The following is a 19,375-nucleotide window of genomic DNA, read 5'->3' as shown; positions in this document are numbered from 1 at the left end:
TGAGACACTGCGGCACAACGTTGGTGCCCGCCGCCGAGAGGTTGTTGGTCGAGTGAGGCGAAGCAAGAACGGTCCCGAGCCGTCGGCCCGGGGCAACTTCACCCCGCCGCCGCGCGGTGCGGCGCCCGCCCCTGTGCCCGGTTCGGAGCCGACGGCCGTCCCCGCTCCGAGCGGCGGCCGATTCTCCCCCCGCAACTGGCGGGTGCCGACCCGGCTGAACGCGATCCTGCTCATACCCGTGACGGTCGGCCTCGTCATGGGCGGCTTCCAGGTGAAGAGCTCGATCGACACCTGGCAGGAGGCGCAGGACGCCGAGAGCACCGCGCGTCTGGTGCGGGCCTCCCTGACCTACGCCAACGCCGTCAACAACGAGCGTGACATCACCGCCGCACCGCTGCTCAAGGGCAAGGGCGAGACCGCCGAGGACAAGAAGACGGTCGCCGCGGCCCGCAAGACGACCGACGACGCAGCAGACGCCTTCGACGAGGCGGCGCAGAACATGCCGAAGAAAGCCGGCCTGCTGCGCCGCCTCAAGCTTTTCCGGCAGGCCGAACCGCAGCTGGCCACGCTGCGTGCGACCGCCTACTCCTCCAGGGTCCACGGAGTGGAGACCGAAGAGGGTTACGTCGCAGTCGCCCACCCCCTGATGGAGTTCGCCAACGAGCTCGGTCTGGGCACCGGCAACATCACCAGCTACGGCCGTACCGTCTACGCGATCTCGCTGACCCAGGCCGCGCTGTCGCTGGAGCGGTCGATCGGCATGCACGTGCTGGTCAGCCCCGGCCCCAAGAAGGACGACCTCGCCAAGCAGCGCGTCGCCCTCTCCTCGTACGCCTACCTCGAAGGCATCGCCATCGAGGAGTACAAGGCCGGCGGTACCGAGGCGGACGCGAGGAAGCTCGTCGACCTCGAGGCCAAGGCGAAGGCCGAGGGCACGGCCCAGGCCAAGCAGGCCGCCGCGAAGGCAGCGGCCGCCAACCAGGTCTACGTGCCGCCGCCGTCCGACCCGACGGAGATGGTCACGGCGCTCTCGGCGCTGCAGACCACCGACCCGAGCGCCCGCGCCCTGCTCGCCCAGAAGGGCACCACCGCCGAGAACTGGTGGGGGGTCACCACCCTCCGGGCCGACGTCTACCGCCAGATCCAGGCGGACATGGCCGACAAGGCCGTGAACGAGGCCTCGAACATCGCCGACAACGCCAAGCGTGACGCCCTCATCACGGGTGCCGCCGTCGTCGTCGCCCTGCTCCTGGCGTTCATCCTGGCCGGTGCCGTCGCCCGCCAGATGTCCCGCTCGATGCGCCAGCTGCGCAACGCCGCCTTCGGTATCGCCGAGCAGCGTCTGCCGATGCTGGTCGACCAGCTCTCGCGCACCGACCCGGGCCGTGTGGACACCCGCGTCCAGCCCATCCCGATCAACACCCGCGACGAGATCGGCGAGGTCGCCCGCGCCTTCGACCAGGTCCACCGCGAGGCCGTGCGACTCGCCGCCGAGCAGGCCCTGCTCCGTGGCAACATCAACGCGATCTTCACCAACCTGTCCCGGCGCAACCAGTCGCTGATCGAGGGCCAGCTGACCCTGATCACCGACCTGGAGAACAACGAGGCCGACCCGGACCAGCTGGAGAACCTCTTCCGCCTGGACCACCTCGCGACCCGTATGCGCCGCAACGGCGAGAACCTCCTGGTCCTCGCCGGCGAGGAGCCCGGCCGCCGCTGGGACCAGCCGGTCCCGCTGGTCGACGTGCTGCGCGCCGCCTCCTCCGAGGTGGAGCAGTACGAGCGCATCGAGCTCTCCGGCGTCCCCGAGGCCGAGATCCACGGCCGCGCGGTCACCGACCTCGTGCACCTGCTCGCCGAGCTCCTTGAGAACGCGACGACGTTCTCCTCCCCGCAGACCAAGGTCCGCGTGACCGCGACCCGGCTGCCCGACGGCCGCATCATGATCGAGATCCACGACAAGGGCATCGGCCTCACCGCCGAGGACTTCGCGGACATCAACCACAAGCTGGCCAACCCGCCGACCGTGGACGCCGCGATCTCCCAGCGCATGGGCCTGTTCGTGGTCGGCCGGCTGTCCGACCGGCACGGCATCCGCGTCCAGCTGCGCCCCTCCGGCGAGCAGGCCGGCACCACCTCGCTGGTCATGCTGCCCGACGCGATCACCCACGGCGGTGGCGGCGGCGAGCAGCAGCCGCGCGACGAGTTCACGGTCTCGCAGATCATCCCGGAGCAGAGCTACCAGGGCGAGGACTTCAACAACGGCCTGCCGATGCGCACGGCCGCGGAGCTGGGCTTCGACGACAGCCGCTACACCGAGGTCCCGGACGACATCCGGGAGCTGGACCCCGTCGGCCGCTCGCTGATGCGCGAGGAGCGCCGTGCGGCCCTGGAGGCCCAGTCGAGCGGCGACCAGCCGGGCCAGGAGTCCGCCGAGTCGTCCTACGCCGACCCGTACGGCAGGCAGTCGTCCTACGACAACGGCCCCGCCGGATTCCAGGAGCAGCAGCCGGGCGGCTACGACCAGCGCCCCGCCTACGACGAGCCGCAGCAGACTCCGTACGAGGAGCAGCAGCGCCCCGCGTATGACGAGCCGGCTCCCCGCCCGTCGTACGAGGAGCCGTACTTCGCGCAGAACGGCGGCCTGCCTCAGAACGACACGTTCTCGCCCAACGGCGGCTACCCCGAGCCGCCGTATGCGGAGCCGGTCCGCGAGGAGCCCGCCGCCTCGCACGCCCCCGCCCCGGAGCCCTTCGCGGCCTTCGAGGAGCGGCGCTACCAGGACGACTGGCCTCAGCAGGACGGCTACCGGAACGGATACTCGTCCGAGTACGTTCCGGAAACGGAATCCGCGCAGGCCGCTGACGTGAGCGAGCACGACCGCGTAGGCTTCGACCAGCCGGGACCGGCCCCTTCCGCCGGCCACTCACTGACCGACGCCGGACTTCCCCGCCGCGGAGCCTTCGGGGCCCCCGCGAACGGTTCGAACGGCGCCCGGCAGGTGAACCAGGAAGCGCCGGCCCCCGCACCGGAGAGCAACGGCAGCAGCAACGGCAGCAGCAACGGCAACGGCACTGGTACCGGCGACTGGCGTTCCACGAACGACGACCGCTGGCAGCAGGCCTCGCAGCTCCGGAAGCCCAAGGCGGGCGGGGTCACCGCCTCCGGCCTGCCGCGGCGGGTGCCCAAGGCCAACCTGGTCGAGGGAGCCGCCGAGACCACCCCCCAGGGCGGCCCACAGGTCTCCCGCGCCCCGGAGGACGTCCGGGGCAGGCTGAGCAACCTGCGTCGGGGCGTCCAGCGCGGACGCAGCGCCGGCGCAGGCAGTGAAACGAACGGCCAGGCCACTAGGAATCACCACAGTGGTCCTGACAGCACCTACAACCAGGAGCGTTAGTGTGAGCCCGATGAGCCAGGCGGCACAGAACCTGAACTGGTTGATCACCAACTTCGTGGACAACACCCCGGGGGTGTCCCACACCGTGGTGGTCTCCGCCGACGGACTCCTTCTGGCGATGTCCGAAGGGTTCCCGCGCGACCGTGCCGACCAGCTGGCGGCCGTCGCGTCGGGTCTGACCTCACTGACCGCCGGTGCCTCGCGCATCTTCGAGGGCGGCAGCGTGAACCAGACGGTTGTGGAGATGGAGCGGGGATTCCTCTTCATCATGTCCGTATCCGACGGTTCCTCGCTCGCAGTCCTGGCACACCCGGAGGCGGACATCGGCCTCATTGGGTACGAGATGGCTCTTCTGGTGGACCGTGCCGGTTCGGTCCTGACGCCGGATCTCCGTGCGGAGCTCCAGGGCAGCCTGCTCAACTGACAGACAGACGGTGCGTTTTGGCGTCCCGGGGCCGTAAGGTTTCGGGACGCGGCTCCACAGTGATTGGGTGCCCCGGCACGGTCGGAGGAGGAGAAAGTGGCAACACCCCCAGGCGGTTCGTCCTCGGGCAACTGGTCGTACGGCCCTGCCCAGGGCCAGGGCGACGGTTCCCAGAACCCGAACCGTTACAACTTCCCCTCCGCCCCGAGCCACCGGCGTCAGCAGCCGTACGCGCCCCAGGGTCCGCAGGGCCCCGGGCCGTCGCCGTACGATCAGCCGCCGGCGCCGCGCATCCAGCCCGTGCAGCCGCAGCGACGTTCCCCTGAGCCGGCGCCCGCAGGGTCGTCGAGCAACCCCCTGGTGCGCCCGTACGCCATGACGGGCGGCCGCACCAGGCCCCGCTACCAGCTCGCCATCGAGGCGCTGGTGCACACCACCGCGCAGCCGCACCAGATGCAGGGCCAGCTGCCCGAGCATCAGCGGATCTGCAACCTCTGCCGGGAGATCAAGTCGGTTGCCGAGATCTCGGCACTCCTGACGATCCCTCTCGGCGTGGCCAGGATCCTCGTCGCCGACTTGGCGGAGGCGGGACTGGTCGCGATTCATCAGCCCGGCGGCGACGAGAACGCCGGCGGCCAGCCAGACGTGACACTGCTCGAAAGGGTGCTCAGTGGACTTCGCAAGCTCTAGCGGCGGTCCTTCCCGCTCCACCACCTCAGCGAAGATTGTGGTGGCGGGTGGCTTCGGCGTGGGCAAGACCACGTTCGTAGGGGCCGTCTCGGAGATCAACCCGCTGCGTACCGAGGCCGTCATGACGTCCGCCAGCGCGGGCATCGACGACCTCACGCACACCGGAGACAAGACGACCACCACGGTCGCCATGGACTTCGGACGCATCACCCTGGACCAGGACCTGATCCTGTACCTCTTCGGTACGCCCGGCCAGGACCGCTTCTGGTTCATGTGGGACGACCTGGTCCGCGGCGCGATCGGCGCGATCGTGCTCGTGGACACCCGGCGTCTCGCCGACTGCTTCCCCGCGGTCGACTACTTCGAGAACTCGGGCCTCCCCTTCGTGATCGCCCTCAACGGCTTCGACGGCAACCAGCCGTACAACCCGGACGAGGTGCGGGAGGCTCTGCAGATCGGGCCCGACACCCCGATCATCACGACCGACGCCCGGCATCGTGCCGATGCCAAGAGTGCGCTGATCACGCTGGTCGAGCACGCTCTCATGGCCCGCCTCCGGTAACAGGTGCTTCTTGCGGCCACTGGGCTGCCTCGGACGGTGATACGCCGTCTGCGGCAGCCCAGTGGCTTGTCACGCACGCGCCCCTTCGGGGGCGCGGGGAACTGCGCGAACGGCCGCCACTCGCCCGCAGACGACGACGGCCCCGCCCTCCCCGCAAGGGGGAGAACGGGGCCGTACAAGCGCCGCAGGTGTCAGTGCCAGCTGTGCGGGGCGCGGAAGCCGCCCTCGCGCTCCAGGCGGCGCCAGCCGGCCTTGGGGCGGCCTCGGTGGGTCTGGACGTCCGACGGGGCGGCCGCTGCGCGAGCCAGGAGGATGGCCGTGATGGCGGCGACTTCCTCGGGCTCGGCGTGGCCCTTCTCGACGCGAATGTCAGAGGTGCTCATAGGTCTCAGTCTCCGTGAGAGAGGTTTCCGCGAGGGTGTCGCGGAGGGTCCGCTGGGTTACTGCGGGGGGTTGCCGTGCTTGCGCGACGGCAGGTCGGCGTGCTTGGTCTGCAGCATCGCCAGGGAGCGGATGAGGATCTCGCGGGTCTCGGTCGGGTCGATGACGTCGTCGACCAGGCCGCGCTCGGCCGCGTAGTACGGATGCATGAGCTCGGACTTGTACTCCTTGACCATGCGGGCCCGCATGGCCTCGGGGTCCTCGGCGTCGGCGATCTGCCGGCGGAAGATGACGTTGGCGGCACCTTCGGCGCCCATCACGGCGATCTCGTTCGTCGGCCAGGCATACGTCAGGTCCGCACCGATGGACTGGCTGTCCATGACGATGTACGCACCTCCGTATGCCTTGCGCAGGATCAGCGAGATCCGCGGCACGGTCGCGTTGCAGTAGGCGTAGAGGAGCTTCGCGCCGTGGCGGATGATGCCGCCGTGCTCCTGGTCGACACCGGGAAGGAAGCCTGGGACATCCAGGAAAGTGACGATCGGGATGTTAAAAGCGTCACACATCTGGACAAAGCGCGCAGCTTTTTCGCTCGCCTCGATGTCCAGGACGCCCGCGAGCGACTGCGGCTGGTTGGCTACGATGCCCACGACCTGGCCGTCCAGACGGCCCAGCGCGCAGATGATGTTGCGGGCCCAGCGCTCGTGGACCTCGAGGTATTCGCCGTCGTCGACGATCTCCTCGATCACCTTCGTCATGTCGTACGGCCGGTTGCCGTCCGCCGGGACCAGGTCCAGGAGCACCTCGCTGCGGCGGTCCGCCGCGTCCGTGGACTCCACCCGCGGCGGGTTCTCACGGTTGTTCTGCGGCAGCAGCGAGAGCAGGTAGCGGACCTCGGCGATGCAGGTCTCTTCGTCGTCGTAGGCGAAGTGGCAGACGCCGGAGGTCTCCGCGTGGACGTCGGCGCCGCCTAGGCCGTTCTGCGTGATCTCCTCGCCGGTGACCGCCTTGACCACGTCCGGGCCGGTGATGAACATCTGCGAGGTCTCGCGGACCATGAAGACGAAGTCCGTCAGCGCGGGGCTGTAGGCCGCGCCGCCCGCGCACGGGCCGAGCATCACGCTGATCTGCGGGATGACCCCGGAGGCCTTGGTGTTGCGCTGGAAGATGCCGCCGTAGCCGGCGAGCGCGGACACGCCCTCCTGGATGCGGGCGCCGGCGCCGTCGTTCAGTGAGACCAGCGGCGCACCGGCCGCGATGGCCATGTCCATGATCTTGTGGATCTTCGTGGCGTGGGCCTCGCCCAGCGCGCCGCCGAAGATGCGGAAGTCATGGGCGTAGACGAAGACCGTACGGCCCTCCACCGTGCCCCAGCCGGTGATCACACCGTCCGTGTACGGCTTCTTGGCCTCCAGGCCGAACCCGACCGCCCGGTGCCGGCGCAGTTGCTCGACCTCCTGGAAGGAACCCGGGTCCAGGAGCAGCTCGATGCGCTCCCGGCCGGTCAGCTTGCCCTTGGCGTGCTGAGCCTCGGTCGCCTTCTCGCTCGGCCCGGCCAGCGCCTGCGCACGGATCTCGTGCAGCTCGGCCACCCGGCCGCGCGCGTCCGTCGGCTCAGTCGACTCACCCGGCGCCTCATCCAAAACGGTCATGTAGTGACCTTACGAAGCCCAGCAAGGAATGCGAGCCGTCGACTCCGTACAGTCTCCGGCCCGTTTTCCTGGTGCCCCTGAACAGAACCTCGACGGCGTGCAGGCGTTCCGACTGCTCAGGGGGCATCCGGCTTGTAGGGGTCGCACAAAGGGGTCAGCTGAGAGTCAGCTCACATCGGTGAACGGAACACGACACGCCTGGGGTAACCCGGACGGTGAGGCGGCGGCCCGTGGAGAGGACTTCGACGGTGTCGTCGGCCCGGCTCACCCCGCGCACGGGACGGTCCCAGGTGATCTCGATCGGTTCGCCCGTTCGGGGAGGTTCGCTCACGCAGAGGGTAGCGGTACGGCCGTGGCGGCGTAGCAGGACGCTCGCGGGCGCCGAGGCGGTCAGCGGGCCCGCCGTTCCCGGCTGCCAGAAGTTGGCGGCCGTGAGCCCCCGGGAGGGGACCCGGACGGCCTGGCAGGCGCTGTCGTTGGCGAGCAGCGACAGCCAGTGGCGGTCGGCGGCGCGGGAGACGACGGCCCGGCGGGAGGCGCCGGGCATGAGGACGTAGACGTATGCGGCGTCCGTCGGGTCCGTGCCGTGGTCGAGCCAGAGGGTCTGCCAGCGCCGGGTGGCCCGCTCCGTCGTACTGGAGGTGTTGATGTCGGACCAGGCGCCGGTGCGGTCCTCGCGCAGGGTGTGCGGGTCGCCGTCGGGCAGGAGCCAGCCGCCGTGGCCCTCCAGGTGGGCCCAGCCCCGGCCCCGTACGAACTCCTGGGTACCGTCCTCCCCCAGGTTGCGGTTGTCGACGACCGTCTCGACGGGGACCCCGTCGGTGCAGGTGATCCCGGCGCCCAGGCAGATCACCGCGTCCGCGACGCAGAACCACGACTTGCGGGCCCGGAGCGTCGAGCCGAGGCCCTTGAGGTGCTGGCCGACGGCCGCGTACTCGCCGTCCGTCGTGCCGCCGACCCAGCCCACGTCCGGCTTGGGGGCACCCCACTCGCCGCCCGCGTTGTCGGGGAGGCGGAGGGTGGAGACGGTGGTGCCGGGCAGGCGGTACCAGTCGACGGTGGGCCAGAACCAGTCCGTGTACTGATCGCTTCGCTCACCGGCCCACCAGGAGACCATTCCGGCGCCGGTGTGCCAGCCGCGCGGGTTCTCGCCGTTGCCGCACTCGTAGTACGTGATGCGGTCGCTGCACATCGCGATGTGCGCCGTGAAGCCGGAGCCGCGGTGGACGGCACGGTCCATGGCCGGGAAGAGGCGGTGCCCGGCGGGTTCCGGGGCCGCCGGTTCCGGCGAGCCGGCGATGGCGTGCAGCCGGGCCAGGTCGGCGACTCCGAACTGAGGGGCCGTCAGGACCGGTGTCACCGTGTCCCGTTCGATCCAGCCCTTGACGGCCGCGTACCAGCGCTCGCGCTCCGCCGCACTCGCGCCGCCGGCCAGCAGGGCGACGGCCGCGATGATGCCCTGCCCGTGGAAGTGGTCGCTGCGCATGACGTGGAGGTCGTCGCTCCTGAGGTAACCCCGGCTGATGGCACGGCCGTTGACGCCGTCCATCACCAACCCGTCGTGGATCAGAGGCGCGTAGGCGTGCTCGACGCTGTCCAGGACGATCTGGCGGTTCGGGTCGGTCACCTCCCAGGCGGACCCCGCGAGGAGCGTGAAGAGGCGGCCCAGGCCGTCGAGCATCACCTGGCCGTACGTCCCCGAGTACGCGACCTGGGTGTGCTGGACGAACGAGCCGTCCGCGTACAGGCCGTCCCCCTTCGTGACGTACGGGAAGACCGGCGAGAGCGCGTCGCGGGCGAGGGCGATCCTGTCGTCCGCGCGCCCCAGGATGCCGCGCAGGACCACCGAACGGCACAGGTCGACGCGGTTGGCGCCGGTGGAGGTGCCGGAGTAGTCGGTCAGCATCGAGTCGGGGATGAAGTGGTCCACGGCGGCGCAGGCCGCGCGGGTCTGCGCTTCGGTGAGGTGGCCGTGGAGCGCGGCCACGATGTCCATGAGGAGGCGGGGGCTGCCGATCTGCCATTCCCACCAGTTGCCGTAGCGGGTGGTGGAGGGGTTGTAGATCGTGGCGGAGAGGTGGTCGAGGCCGCGCAGGAGGTCCGCGAGGAGCGCCGGGTCGCCGGTCGAGCCGGTGCCCTGCTGGACGTGGGCCTGGGTCATCGTCCACAGGCGGCTGTAGCTCTGGGTGATGCCGGCCGGCGGGTCGTAGGGGTAGCCGGGCCAGAGGGAGGTGGGGGTCGGGGCCATGGTGGCCTGGGCCGTGCCGGCCAGTGCGCCGGTCTCGGCGAGGCGGGAGGCGTACGGCTCCGTCGTGGGGTCGTAGTCCGTGCCGAGGGCGATGTCGAGCCAGCGTCGGCGCAGGGCCTCGTAAGGGTCGGGGTCGGCGGCCCGGGCGGGGGGCGCGGCCGCGGACAGGAGCGCCGCCGCGAGTAAGACCGCTCGACGAGTGGGTCTCATGGAGCCCCTTCGGTGTGGGTTCATGCCCTGGGCATCTACCACCTCAGGGGCATCACGCCAACACTCCACGGATGATGTTGATGCCTGAACGGAATAGGTCTACGGTCGTCCGTGTTGAGTAGTTCAACATTCAACATCACTTCTGAGGAGCATGTCATGGGCAACCCCGACCTGACCGCACTGACCGGCACCTACGCGATCGACGCGGCGCACTCCACGATCGGCTTCACCGTCCGGCACGCCATGGTCACCAACGTCAAGGGCAAGTTCCTCGACTTCAGCGGGTCGCTGCACCTGGACGGGAGCGCCCCGTCCGCGTCCACGGCGTCCCTCGACATCAAGATGGAGAGCATCGACACCGGCTCCGCGGACCGCGACGGGCACCTCAAGAGCGCGGACTTCTTCAAGACGGAGGAGTTCCCGACGATGACCTTCCGCTCCACCTCGGCCGAGTCCCTCGGCGGCGACGACTACCGCATCACCGGTGACCTGGAGATCCTCGGCACCACCAAGCCGATCACGATCGACCTGGAGTTCAACGGCGCCGCGAAGGACCCCTTCGGCAACGAGCGCGTCGGCTTCGAGGGCAAGGCGGAGATCCTGCGTTCCGAGTGGGGTCTGACGTGGAACGCGGCGCTGGAGACGGGCGGCGTCCTGGTCTCCGACAAGATCAAGCTCAACTTCGACATCTCGGCGATCAGGAACGCGTGACCGAGCGCGCCCGCCCCCGGTACGGCGAATTCCAGGGGGCGGGCACTGGGCGTGTCAGGCCGGCCGGCCGTCAGCCGTTCGCGGTCAGCCGTCAGCACGTCGGACGGAGGCCGGACTCCCGGACCCGAGCCGCGCCACCTCCGCCGCCAGCCGGGCCGCCCGGCCTTTGTGCGTGCGCGTCCTGAGCAGGCCGAGGATCACCTGGTACCGGTCGGATCGCCCGAGCGCGTCGAAGGTCGCCCTCGCCTCGGGGGTGCGCTCCAGCGCCGCCGCCAGGTCCTCGGGCACCTCGGCCTCCGTCTGGGGCGCGTACGCGGCCGACCAGCGTCCGTCCGCCTGGGCGGCGGCCACCTCCGCGAGGCCCGCGGGGCGCATACGGCCGGCCGCGGTCAGTTCCGCCACGCGGCGGACGTTGACCATCGACCAGAGGCTGCCCGGGCGCCGCGGGGTGATCTTCTGCAGGTAGTGCGAGGCGTCAAGTGCCTTGCGCTGACCCGTGATCCAGCCGTGGCAGAGGGCGACGTCATTGACCTCGTCCCAGGTGACGGAGACCAGACCCGAACCCTTCTTGGCGATCTTCACCCACAGGCCGGCGTGCGGGGCGGGGTGGGCGGTGAGCCAGGTGTCCAGGTCGCGGGCGGCGGCGAAGGCCTGCGGGTCTTGGGTCATGCGCCGACCGTAGGCCGTGAGTAGGACGGTTTCTGTCCTCGTGGGCGGCTTCGAGGTGCTCACCTCTCCCGAACGCCCGCTGGCAAGGGGCCGCTCGCCTCACGTGGCCGTGCGCCGACGTGGCACCGGCAGCAGCCACCACGCCGACGCCACCGACAGCGCCGCGCCGAGCGCGATGCCCTCAAGGCGGGTCGGGAGCAGGTGCTGGGCATCCTGGCCGAAGTAGCCGAGGAGGAGGGAGAGGGCGCAGGTCATACCGGCTGCCCAGTAGGCATAGTTGAGGGGGCGCAGCCACAGGGCCACCGCGAGCACCGCGAACATCAGCGCCACGGCGGCATGCCCGGTGATACCGGCCGCCGCCACGCCCGTCGCCAGCAGCGTGCCCGCACAGGCTCCCGCCAGGCGCTCGACTCCCTTGCGCAGTACGTCGGTTCGGCCGCGGTTGCCGCTCGCCGCGACGTACGCGGTGAGGACCACCCACGGCCAGTGGTCGTCGAACAGCAGATGGCCGAGGGTGAAGGCGGCGGCGACGCCGGCCGCCATCTGCAGGGCCATGCGGGTGCTGGGGCGGGGGTGGAGGCGGGAGCGGCGCGGCGGCTGCTCGGGCGCCGGCTGCGCCCGCCAGGGCCCGTAACGGTCCCCCGCCCCCTGCACCAGCCAGACCGAGCAGCACGCCAGCGCCCCGATGAGCGCCGCCCAGAACCAGGTCACCAGCCCGCTCTGCGCCTCGGGCGGCAGGGCGGGTCCGGGGACGACGAGAAGGGCGATCAGCGGGAGGGTCATCAGCGTGCCGGCCTTGGCGGCGGCGGGACCGTAGCGGCGGATCCAGATGGCCAGCGCCAGCCCGGCCGTGAAGACGGCGGCACCGATCGCGTAGTGCGAGGCGATCAGCCGGCCCAGGAAGATCGAGGCACCCACCGTCACGGGCAGCACCCCCAGCGAGGTGAGCCGCCGCCGGGTGTCGGCGGTGCGCTGGGTGGAGGCGAGGGTGAGGGCGAGAGCGACCGCGAGGACGAGCACGTCGGTATGCAGTCCCTCGGTGCTCTCCAGCGTCAGGGCGGCGGCCCAGCAGAGCAGCACGGCGGTCATCGTCAGCGCCGCTTCGTACGCATTGCGTATTAGTTTGGCGGTCACGCGACGAGGATACGAGAATCTTCGCAGGCGTGACAGGCGTAGATAGTAAGGGGCGGCTTAATATATGCGTCATGGATCACCTTCCCGAGGCCGCACGCATCCGTCGCGGTGTCGTCCGTCTCAACCGCCGTCTGCGCCAGGAGCGCGGCGCCGGGAGCCTCAGTCCCAACCAGCTGTCGGTGCTCGGTCATCTGTACCGGCACGGGCCGTCCACACCCGGTGAGGTGGCGGCGGCCGAGCGGCAGCGCCCGCAGTCGCTGACCCGGGTCTTCGCCGAGCTGGCGGACGAGGGGCTGATCGCGCGCGAACCGAGCACGCGCGACCGGCGTCAGACCGTGCTGTCGCTGACCGAGGAGGGACGCCGGGAGCTGGTGGGGGACATGGCCGACCGCGACGTCTGGCTGGCCGCCGCGCTGGCCTCGCTGAGCCTGACGGAGCGGGGTGTCCTGGAGCTGGCGGGACCACTGCTGGAGCGGCTCGCCGACCTGCGGGAACCGTGAACCACCCGTCTCAGTGGATCAGAAGCCTCCGCCGAAGTCCCCGCCGCCCCCGAAGTCCCCTCCCCCGCCGTCACCGAAGCCGCCGCCGAAGTCGCCGGGGTCGAAGTCCGCGCCGGACATGTCGCCGCCGTCGTAACCGCCGCCGAAGTCGCCGTATCCGGAGCCGTAGTCGGCCGCGTAGGACGGGGCGGCCATCATGCTGCCGAGGAGGGTGCCGACCAGGAGGCCGGGAAGGAGGCCGCCGCCGAAGTAGCCGCCCGCCCAGGGGCCGTAGGCCGGACCCGCGTCCCAGTACGGGCGGCGGCCCTGGTCGGTGTCGACCTCACGGACGACGGGGTCGCGGCCGTCGGCGAGACGGGTGGCGTCGGCCGCGCAGACGGGGACCTCGCGCGGGGCGCCGGCCGGGGGCGTCCAGGTGGCGTCGGCCACGGAGGGGCCGTGGCGCGGGTCGAAGAAGCAGGGCGGCCGGCGCTCGGGCAGCGGGCGGCCCTCACGGCGGGCGGCGAGCTGGGCGAGGGAGAAGCGTCCGTCCTCCAGGGCCTGGGTGACCGCGCGGACGTCCTCGGGCTTCGCGGCGGCGCCCATGAGGGACTTCGCCTGTTCGTAGGCGTCCAGCGCGCGTTCGTAGTCGGCGCGCATGGCGTCGTCGGCGCCCGCTTCCGCCGGGTGGAAGTCGAGGCGGTCCAGTTCCTCACCGAAGGCCGTGATGTCCTCGTCGACGACGACCGACAGTCGCTCCAGCGCGGCCCGCTGCTCCTCGGCCCTGCGGCGCCGGCCCCGTCGTACCAGCACATAGGCGCCCGCGCTGCCCGCCACCAGCACCGCGCCCGCGGTGATCAGCGCGGTGGAGGAAACCCCGCCACTCGAGGAGGAGCCCCAGCCCGAGGGGGCGGAGCCGCCCATGTTGGTGAGGGCACTGTTCGTGAAGTCGGTCAACTGGGCCTTGGCGCCCTTTTCGCCCTGGACTCCGGTGACGAGGTTCTGCACGGCGGTGCGCGGCAGGACGGAGGAGTCGGCCCTCGCGTCGAAGCGGTCGCCCAGGCGGATCGCGTACAGGCCCGTGATGCCGGTGGCGGTGCGGAGGTTCCGGAAGAGGTTCGCCGTGGGGTAGCCGGCCGGAAGGACCGCGATGAACAGCGGCTTGTCGGCGTTCTTGATCTGTTCGGCGAGGGCGTGCGCCTCGGCGGACGAGAGCTGGGCGCTCGCCGCCGGGTCGACGTAGACCGGGCTCTTGCGGAGGGCCTCGGCGATCGTCGAGACGCTCGTGGCGGCGGAGGCCGGCGGGGAGCCCGCCGACAGTACGGCCAGGGCGGCGAGGAGCAGGGTCACAAGCAGCCCCGGGAGGCTTCGGGTCCGTACGACGGCCTTCATGGTTCGAAGCTACCCGAAGCCTCCCAAAACCGGTCATCCTCGCAGGTGGCGTTCTCCTCACGCGGCCCGGTAGGCCGTGATCAGCTTCTCGACGGCCGCACCGTACCGTCCGGTGAGCGAGAGATGGTCCGCGTCGGCGAAGGGCTTCGCCACCGCCTCCGTCATGCCCGCACCCACCTTCCGCTGGACGATCAGCCGGGCCTTGGTGACGAGTGCGCGGCCCGTCTCGTCCGCGCCCGCCCTGCCGGCGACGGCGGCGGCCGCCGCGAGCGCCTTCAGGGTCACCGCGCCGCCCTCGGGCACCCTGGCCAGGGTCGTCAGGCCCCAGCCGTACGGGAACTGCGGGTCATACGCGCTGTCGCCGACGTTGATCGGCAGCTGGGCCTCGGACCTGGGCCAGGTGACCGGGAGTTGACCGGTGAAGGGGCGTTTGCCGAAGAGGACGTCGGCCACCCCGTCGCCCTCGGTGCCCGGCAGCCAGGAGGCGACCAGAGCGTCGGTCTCGTCGAGCCGGTCACCGATCAGCTGGGGGCGCCCGGAGACGATCAGCACCACGCACTTCATGGCCGCGCACACCTTGTCGACGGCGGCCTTGTCCGCGGCGGAGAGCTGAAGATCATGCCCGTTGCCGACGTCTCCGACGCCCTCGGCGTACGGGGTCTCGCCGACGACGACCACGCCGACGTCGTAACCGGTCGTGGGCGCGGAGGCGTCCTTGGAGTAGGAGACGTCTGCGTCCTTGCGCATCCCGTCCAGGATCGTCGTGCCCTGGGTGTGGGTGCCGGATGCGCCCTGCCAGGTGACGGTCCAGCCGCCGGTCTGGTTGCCGAGGTCGTCGGCGTTGGACCCGGCGACGTAGACCTTCTGGTTCTTCTTCAGGGGCAGGACGCCGTTCGCGTTCTTCAGCAGGACCTGCGACTCGGCGGCCGCCTGCCTGGCGACGGCCCGGTGCGCGGCGGATCCGATGGCCGAGGCGCCGCTCGTGTCGGCGTACGGCTTCTCGAAGAGCCCGAGCCGGAACTTCTGGGCGAGGATGCGCGACACGGCGTCGTCGACCCGCCGCTCGCCGATGCGACCGGCCCGCACCTCGGCGACGAGCTGCGCGGTGAAGTCCTTGTACGAGTACGGCACCATCATCATGTCGACGCCCGCATTGACGGCCGTGCGGACGTGGGAGGAGTAGTCGCCGGGGAGCTGGTCGATGGCGTCCCAGTCGCTGATGACGAACCCGTCGAAGCCCATACGGCCCTTGAGCACGCCGTTGATCATGTCGGCGCGGGCGTGCATCTTCACCGGGCCCTGTCCGTCGCCGAGGAGGTCGAGCGAGGAGTACGACGGCATGACCGTACCGATGCCCCGGTCGACGGCGGTCCGGTACGGCGCCAGGTGGACGGTCTCCAGCTGCTGCCGGGTGACCTTGGTGACGCCCTGGTCGATGGTGTACGTGCCGGTGGTGGAGGAGCCGTACTCGGTGCCGCCGTCGCCGACGAAGTGCTTGGCTGTGGCGAGGACCTTGTCGTTCCGGCCCAAGTCCCGTCCGTCGGCGCGTCCTTGGAGGCCCTGGATGACCGTCTCCATGGACTGCACCAGGGCCGGGTCCTCGCCGAAGGACTCGTAGGAGCGGCCCCAGCGTTCGTCGCGGGAGACGCAGAGACAGGGGGCGAAGTCCCAGGGGATGCCGGTGGCGCGGACCTCGCTCGCCGTCACCGCGCCCGCCTTCTCGGCGATCCGGGGATCGCGGGTGGCGCCGATGCCGATGTTGTGCGGCATGATCGTGGCGCCGACCAGGTTGTTGTGGCCGTGCACCGCGTCGACGCCGTAGATCAGCGGTATCTGGAACCGCGTTGCCTGCGCCCGGAGTTGGTAGCCGTCGATCATCTTCGCCCAGGCCTCGGGGGTGTTGGGCGTGGGTGTGGAGCCGCCGCCGGACAGGAGTGAGCCGAGGTCGTAGGCGGCGATGTCCGAGCCGTTCCCCACGGCTCCGCGCTCGGCCTGGGTCATCTGGCCAGCCTTCTCCTCCAGGGACATACGGGAGAGGAGATCGGCGACGCGCTTCTTCACCGGCAACTTGCTGTCCAGGTACGGCAGTCCGTGGGCGTCGACGACGACCTGCGGGGTCTCTGCCGCAGGCTTGGCGCCGGTGACCGTGAGCTTGAGCGGGATCGTCTCGGCGGACTCGGCGGACTTGTCACGCAGGGTCGGTACGTGGATGGTCCCGCTCGCGCCGGAGGCCGTACCGGCGGGGAAGGTGAGGGTTCCGGTGACCGGTGTGTAGTCCTTGCCGGGCTCGGCGGTGCCACCCGTGGTCTCGTACGTGACGGTCACGGGGTCGTCGACGGGGGCGGAGCCGGTGGTGGCGAGGGTGACCTCGACGGTGGCCGTACCGCCCTCCTTCACCGGGTACACGGCGGCGTCCGTGGTGACGGAGGCGCGCAGGGACTGGTCGGCCTTCCCGTACAACTCCACTTCGTCCATGGCGAATTGACCCTTGAGGCCGACCGGGAGCGTGAGGGAATAGCCCCACATCTGCGTGAGCCCGAGGACGTGGTCGATGCCGCCGACCGGCTGGTAGTCGGTCCGGTAGACGAAGTCGGCGAAGGGGATCTCGACCTGTTTCCAGCCGGTGAAGTCGTCGGTGAAGGAGGTCGTCCAGAGTTCGGAGGCCTCGCCGTTCGCACCGCCGTCCTTGATCTCGAAGGCGATCTTCTTGTTGTTGTCCTGGCCGTCCCACCAGAAGCGGATGCCCTTGTGGGCGGACCAGTCGTGGGCGGGCCGGTCGGCGGCGAAGTCGTGGGTGAAGCCGCCGTAGCCGCTGATGTCGTAGGTGCCGGTGAGTACCTTTTCGCCCTCGGGGGCGCCGGGTCTGGCGGTCAGCTGGAGCGCGGGCGGGTCGTCGCTGTCGCCGCCCCAGGTGAAGATGCCCTCCGCGGGCTGGGAGGCGAAGGGGACCTCGCCCTCGAAGCGGTCGACGGGCACCGGGGCGGGCTCGTCGGCCGCCCGGGCGACGGCGAGGGGCAGCAGGGCGGTGAGCAAGGCGCTGGAGACGAGCAGGGCGGTTCTTCGCATGGCCTTCCCTCAACTCTCTTGTCTCTCAAATGACTTAGTTCACCTCGTGAGTTAACGAGTGACGCAGGGAACCGTCAAGACGGCCGACAGCCCCGGAACTCACACCAGACCGCTTTGCCGGGCTCCCGCTGCCGCACGCCCCAGTCGTCCGACAGCGCGGCGACCAGCAGCAGCCCACGACCGCGCTCCGACTCCGGCGCGACGTCCGGGGTGCGGATCTCGCCGGGCCCGCTGTCCTGGACCTCGACCCGGAGGACTTCGGCGGTGTCGAGACTCAGATCCAGCCGGAAGCAGCGGTTCGGCGGGACGCCGTGCAGGAGGGCGTTGGTGGCGAGTTCGCTCACGCAGAGCAGGACGTCGTCGCTGCGCCGGGTCAACCCCCAGTCGGCGAGGGTGATGCGGGTCAGGTCTCGGGCCACGGCCACGTTCCTGCGGTCGCGGGGGTAGAGGGCGGTGCGGGCGTGGAGTAGTTGGGTTTGGGTGTTCACGGGATGACTGTCACAGGGAGTGACTATCGTGAGGCAGTGAGTGAGGTCGTAGTTCTGATTGCTACGACCTCACTACGAGGAGTTCGTGTGTCTACGGGGGAAAGGGCCAGCCATGCACACGGCCAAGAAGCCCAGGAAAGTCAGTTCGTGGCGCGCGGTGGGGGCACTGCTCTCACACTGCCGTAAGCAGGCCCGGCTCACCCAGGAACAGCTCGCCGAGCAGGCGAACATCAGCGTGGACACGGTGAGATCCATCGAGCAGGGGCGGCTCGCGTTGCAGCCGGACCGGGCGGAGCAGTTCGATGAACTACTGGGTACGGGTGGGGTGTTGGCCGTACTGGTGGAGCAGATGCCGGTGCGGGAGAAGGTGGTGCAGTTCGCGCAGGGGTACGTGGATCACGAACAGGAGGCGCTGAGCATCCTGTCGTACCAGAGCCTGGTGGTTCACGGATTGCTTCAGACAAGGGAATACTGTCGCGCCACCTTTGACGCCCGCTACCCCGCACTCGGCAGCGAGACGGCCGAGCAATGGGTGAACGCCCGCATGGAGCGGCAGTTGGTCTTGGAGCGGGAGCAGCCTCCCGTGTGCCACTTCGTCATGGAAGAGAGCATCCTGAAGCGCCAGGTCGGAGGGCCGGAAGTGATGCGGGCGCAGTACCACCGGATCCTGGAGTACACCGAGCCAGTCCACATGAGCTTTCAGATCATGCCCATGGATCGGATGCCCCACGCCGGTCTCGCGGGCCCGATGACCCTGCTGGGAACCCCCGAGCACGCACACCTCGTCTACCTGGAGGTACAGCGCGCCAGCTTCCTCGTCGAGGAGCCCGACGAGGTCATGGACTATCAGCTGAAGTATGGAATGCTGCGGTCACAGGCGCTCTCACCGGAGGAGAGCGTGCGCCTCGTGCAGGGATTGCTAGGAGACCGATGAGCACCGCACTGCAGTGGTTCAAGTCCAGCTACAGCAGCAATGAGGGTGGCGAATGCATCGAGGTCGCCCACGACTGGCGCAAGTCCAGCTACAGCGGGAGCCAGGGCGGCGACTGCATCGAGGTAGCCACCCAACCCTCCGCCATCCACATCCGCGACTCCAAGAACACCGGCCCCAACCTCACCGTCGCACCCGGCACTTGGGCCGCCTTCCTCGGGCTCGCTCGGCGCGACGGGCACGTCCAGGGTCGAACTCCCTGACCAGGAGGGAAGCATGCCGGGAGAGATATCGCCCCTCGGGAAGCCCTCCGGCCCCGGCTCGTCGCCCGAGCTGCGAGCCTCTCATGCCGACCGGGACCGGGTGGTGGACGTGCTGCGTGTCGCGGCCGGGGACGGCCTGCTGACTGCGGACGAGTTGGACGAGCGCGTGGAGGCTGCCCTGTCGGCGCGGACTGTGAGCGAACTGGCCGCGCTCACCGGCGACCTGCCGCCCGTATCGGCTACGGGTGCCTTGACCGCGGCAGAGGTCAAGGACGTGGTTCGGATCGAACAGGTCCACAGCGGCGCGGTCGAGCGCGCGGGGCGCTGGGTGGTACCGCGGAAGCTGGAGCTCGCGGTGACGTACTGCGAGGTGACGCTCGACTTCACCGACGCCGTGATCACGCACGACACCTTGCGGATCGACGTGGCCATGACGGGGAAGACCCTGACGCTGGTCACGCGGCCGGGGATCGTGGTCGACACCGATGGTCTGCAGCTGGTACACAGCCGGGTCAAGTACCGTCAGGCTGCGACGGATCCTGATACGCCGGTCACTTTGCGCGTGGAGCTGGTCGGTCTGAAGGCCCACGGCCGCGTGGTGGTGCGTCCCCCGCGTCGGACGTTCGGGCAGTGGCTCCTGCGCAGGTAGGACTCGGTCGGCAAGGGTCCGGAAACGCC

Annotated in this window: 17 protein-coding genes; 9 read left to right on the top strand and 8 right to left on the bottom strand. The window is 70.2% G+C overall.

Annotated features, from left to right (window positions below):
* Positions 1–52: 52 nt before the first annotated feature.
* The 4 genes from OG870_RS32465 to OG870_RS32450 all read left to right on the top strand — a co-directional run bounded on the left by OG870_RS32465 (position 53) and on the right by OG870_RS32450 (position 5,073).
* On the top strand, positions 53–3,397 hold the full coding sequence (locus tag OG870_RS32465) for a sensor histidine kinase (protein WP_266590202.1): 3,345 nt from the start codon (positions 53–55) through the stop codon (positions 3,395–3,397).
* 10 nt (positions 3,398–3,407) lie between these two features.
* The gene (locus OG870_RS32460) at positions 3,408–3,821 is read left to right on the top strand and encodes a roadblock/LC7 domain-containing protein (RefSeq protein ID WP_037781109.1); all 414 of its coding nucleotides are present in this window, start codon (positions 3,408–3,410) and stop codon (positions 3,819–3,821) included.
* Positions 3,822–3,917: 96 nt separating this feature from the next.
* The gene (locus OG870_RS32455; RefSeq protein ID WP_266522025.1) at positions 3,918–4,511 is read left to right on the top strand and encodes a DUF742 domain-containing protein; all 594 of its coding nucleotides are present in this window, start codon (positions 3,918–3,920) and stop codon (positions 4,509–4,511) included.
* Positions 4,492–5,073: a GTP-binding protein gene (locus tag OG870_RS32450; protein WP_026248371.1), complete on the top strand. Its 582-nt coding sequence runs from the start codon at positions 4,492–4,494 to the stop codon at positions 5,071–5,073. Before OG870_RS32455 ends, OG870_RS32450 begins: the two co-directional genes overlap by 20 nt.
* Positions 5,074–5,264: 191 nt before the next feature.
* Here OG870_RS32450 and OG870_RS32445 read toward each other — a convergent pair whose 3' ends face one another.
* From OG870_RS32445 to OG870_RS32435, 3 genes are all read right to left on the bottom strand, one after another.
* Entirely contained in the window at positions 5,265–5,456 is a 192-nt protein-coding gene (locus OG870_RS32445; RefSeq protein WP_266522023.1) for an acyl-CoA carboxylase subunit epsilon, read from the bottom strand.
* Between the two features lie 57 nt (positions 5,457–5,513).
* Positions 5,514–7,106: an acyl-CoA carboxylase subunit beta gene (locus tag OG870_RS32440; RefSeq protein ID WP_266522021.1), complete on the bottom strand. Its 1,593-nt coding sequence runs from the start codon at positions 7,104–7,106 to the stop codon at positions 5,514–5,516.
* A gap of 154 nt (positions 7,107–7,260) precedes the next feature.
* Positions 7,261–9,564: a polysaccharide lyase 8 family protein gene (locus OG870_RS32435; protein ID WP_327691773.1), complete on the bottom strand. Its 2,304-nt coding sequence runs from the start codon at positions 9,562–9,564 to the stop codon at positions 7,261–7,263.
* Between the two features lie 156 nt (positions 9,565–9,720).
* Between OG870_RS32435 and OG870_RS32430 the strand changes: the two genes are divergently transcribed.
* Positions 9,721–10,275, top strand: a complete 555-nt coding sequence (locus OG870_RS32430) for a YceI family protein (protein ID WP_266590193.1) — start codon at positions 9,721–9,723, stop codon at positions 10,273–10,275.
* A gap of 84 nt (positions 10,276–10,359) precedes the next feature.
* Here the strand turns inward: OG870_RS32430 and OG870_RS32425 are convergent, their stop codons facing one another.
* Positions 10,360–10,944 carry a YdeI/OmpD-associated family protein gene (locus OG870_RS32425; protein ID WP_327691772.1) on the bottom strand — a complete coding sequence of 195 codons (585 nt, stop codon included), beginning with the start codon at positions 10,942–10,944 and terminating at the stop codon, positions 10,360–10,362.
* Positions 10,945–11,043: 99 nt separating this feature from the next.
* The gene (locus OG870_RS32420) at positions 11,044–12,078 is read right to left on the bottom strand and encodes an FUSC family protein (protein ID WP_327691771.1); all 1,035 of its coding nucleotides are present in this window, start codon (positions 12,076–12,078) and stop codon (positions 11,044–11,046) included.
* A 71-nt stretch (positions 12,079–12,149) separates the two neighbouring features.
* On the opposite strand from OG870_RS32420, the gene OG870_RS32415 reads away from it, so the two are divergent.
* The gene (locus OG870_RS32415) at positions 12,150–12,578 is read left to right on the top strand and encodes a MarR family winged helix-turn-helix transcriptional regulator (RefSeq protein ID WP_266590187.1); all 429 of its coding nucleotides are present in this window, start codon (positions 12,150–12,152) and stop codon (positions 12,576–12,578) included.
* Between the two features lie 18 nt (positions 12,579–12,596).
* On the opposite strand, the gene OG870_RS32410 is transcribed toward OG870_RS32415, so the two are convergent.
* The 3 genes from OG870_RS32410 to OG870_RS32400 form a co-directional block, all read right to left on the bottom strand.
* Positions 12,597–13,949, bottom strand: a complete 1,353-nt coding sequence (locus OG870_RS32410; RefSeq protein ID WP_266590185.1) for a hypothetical protein — start codon at positions 13,947–13,949, stop codon at positions 12,597–12,599.
* 57 nt (positions 13,950–14,006) lie between these two features.
* On the bottom strand, positions 14,007–17,015 hold the full coding sequence (locus tag OG870_RS32405; RefSeq protein WP_266590183.1) for a glycoside hydrolase family 3 protein: 3,009 nt from the start codon (positions 17,013–17,015) through the stop codon (positions 14,007–14,009).
* A 74-nt stretch (positions 17,016–17,089) separates the two neighbouring features.
* Complete coding sequence (locus OG870_RS32400) at positions 17,090–17,503, bottom strand: ATP-binding protein (protein WP_266590181.1); 414 nt, start codon at positions 17,501–17,503, stop codon at positions 17,090–17,092.
* 112 nt (positions 17,504–17,615) lie between these two features.
* Here OG870_RS32400 and OG870_RS32395 point away from each other — a divergent pair, with 112 nt between their 5' ends.
* Genes OG870_RS32395 through OG870_RS32385 form a run of 3 tightly spaced genes read left to right on the top strand, consistent with a single transcriptional unit; the run spans position 17,616 to position 19,346 of the window.
* Complete coding sequence (locus OG870_RS32395) at positions 17,616–18,437, top strand: helix-turn-helix domain-containing protein (RefSeq protein WP_266590179.1); 822 nt, start codon at positions 17,616–17,618, stop codon at positions 18,435–18,437.
* Positions 18,434–18,697 carry a DUF397 domain-containing protein gene (locus OG870_RS32390; protein ID WP_266590176.1) on the top strand — a complete coding sequence of 88 codons (264 nt, stop codon included), beginning with the start codon at positions 18,434–18,436 and terminating at the stop codon, positions 18,695–18,697. The genes OG870_RS32395 and OG870_RS32390 overlap by 4 nt, the downstream gene beginning before the upstream one ends.
* Before the next feature lie 13 nt (positions 18,698–18,710).
* Positions 18,711–19,346, top strand: a complete 636-nt coding sequence (locus tag OG870_RS32385; RefSeq protein ID WP_266590174.1) for a DUF1707 SHOCT-like domain-containing protein — start codon at positions 18,711–18,713, stop codon at positions 19,344–19,346.
* Positions 19,347–19,375: the final 29 nt, after the last annotated feature.

Source organism: Streptomyces sp. NBC_00461, assembly GCF_036013935.1.
Classification (GTDB): domain Bacteria; phylum Actinomycetota; class Actinomycetes; order Streptomycetales; family Streptomycetaceae; genus Streptomyces.
Note: the sequence above shows the minus strand (reverse complement) of the source record. Positions and strands in the feature narration are given on the sequence as shown.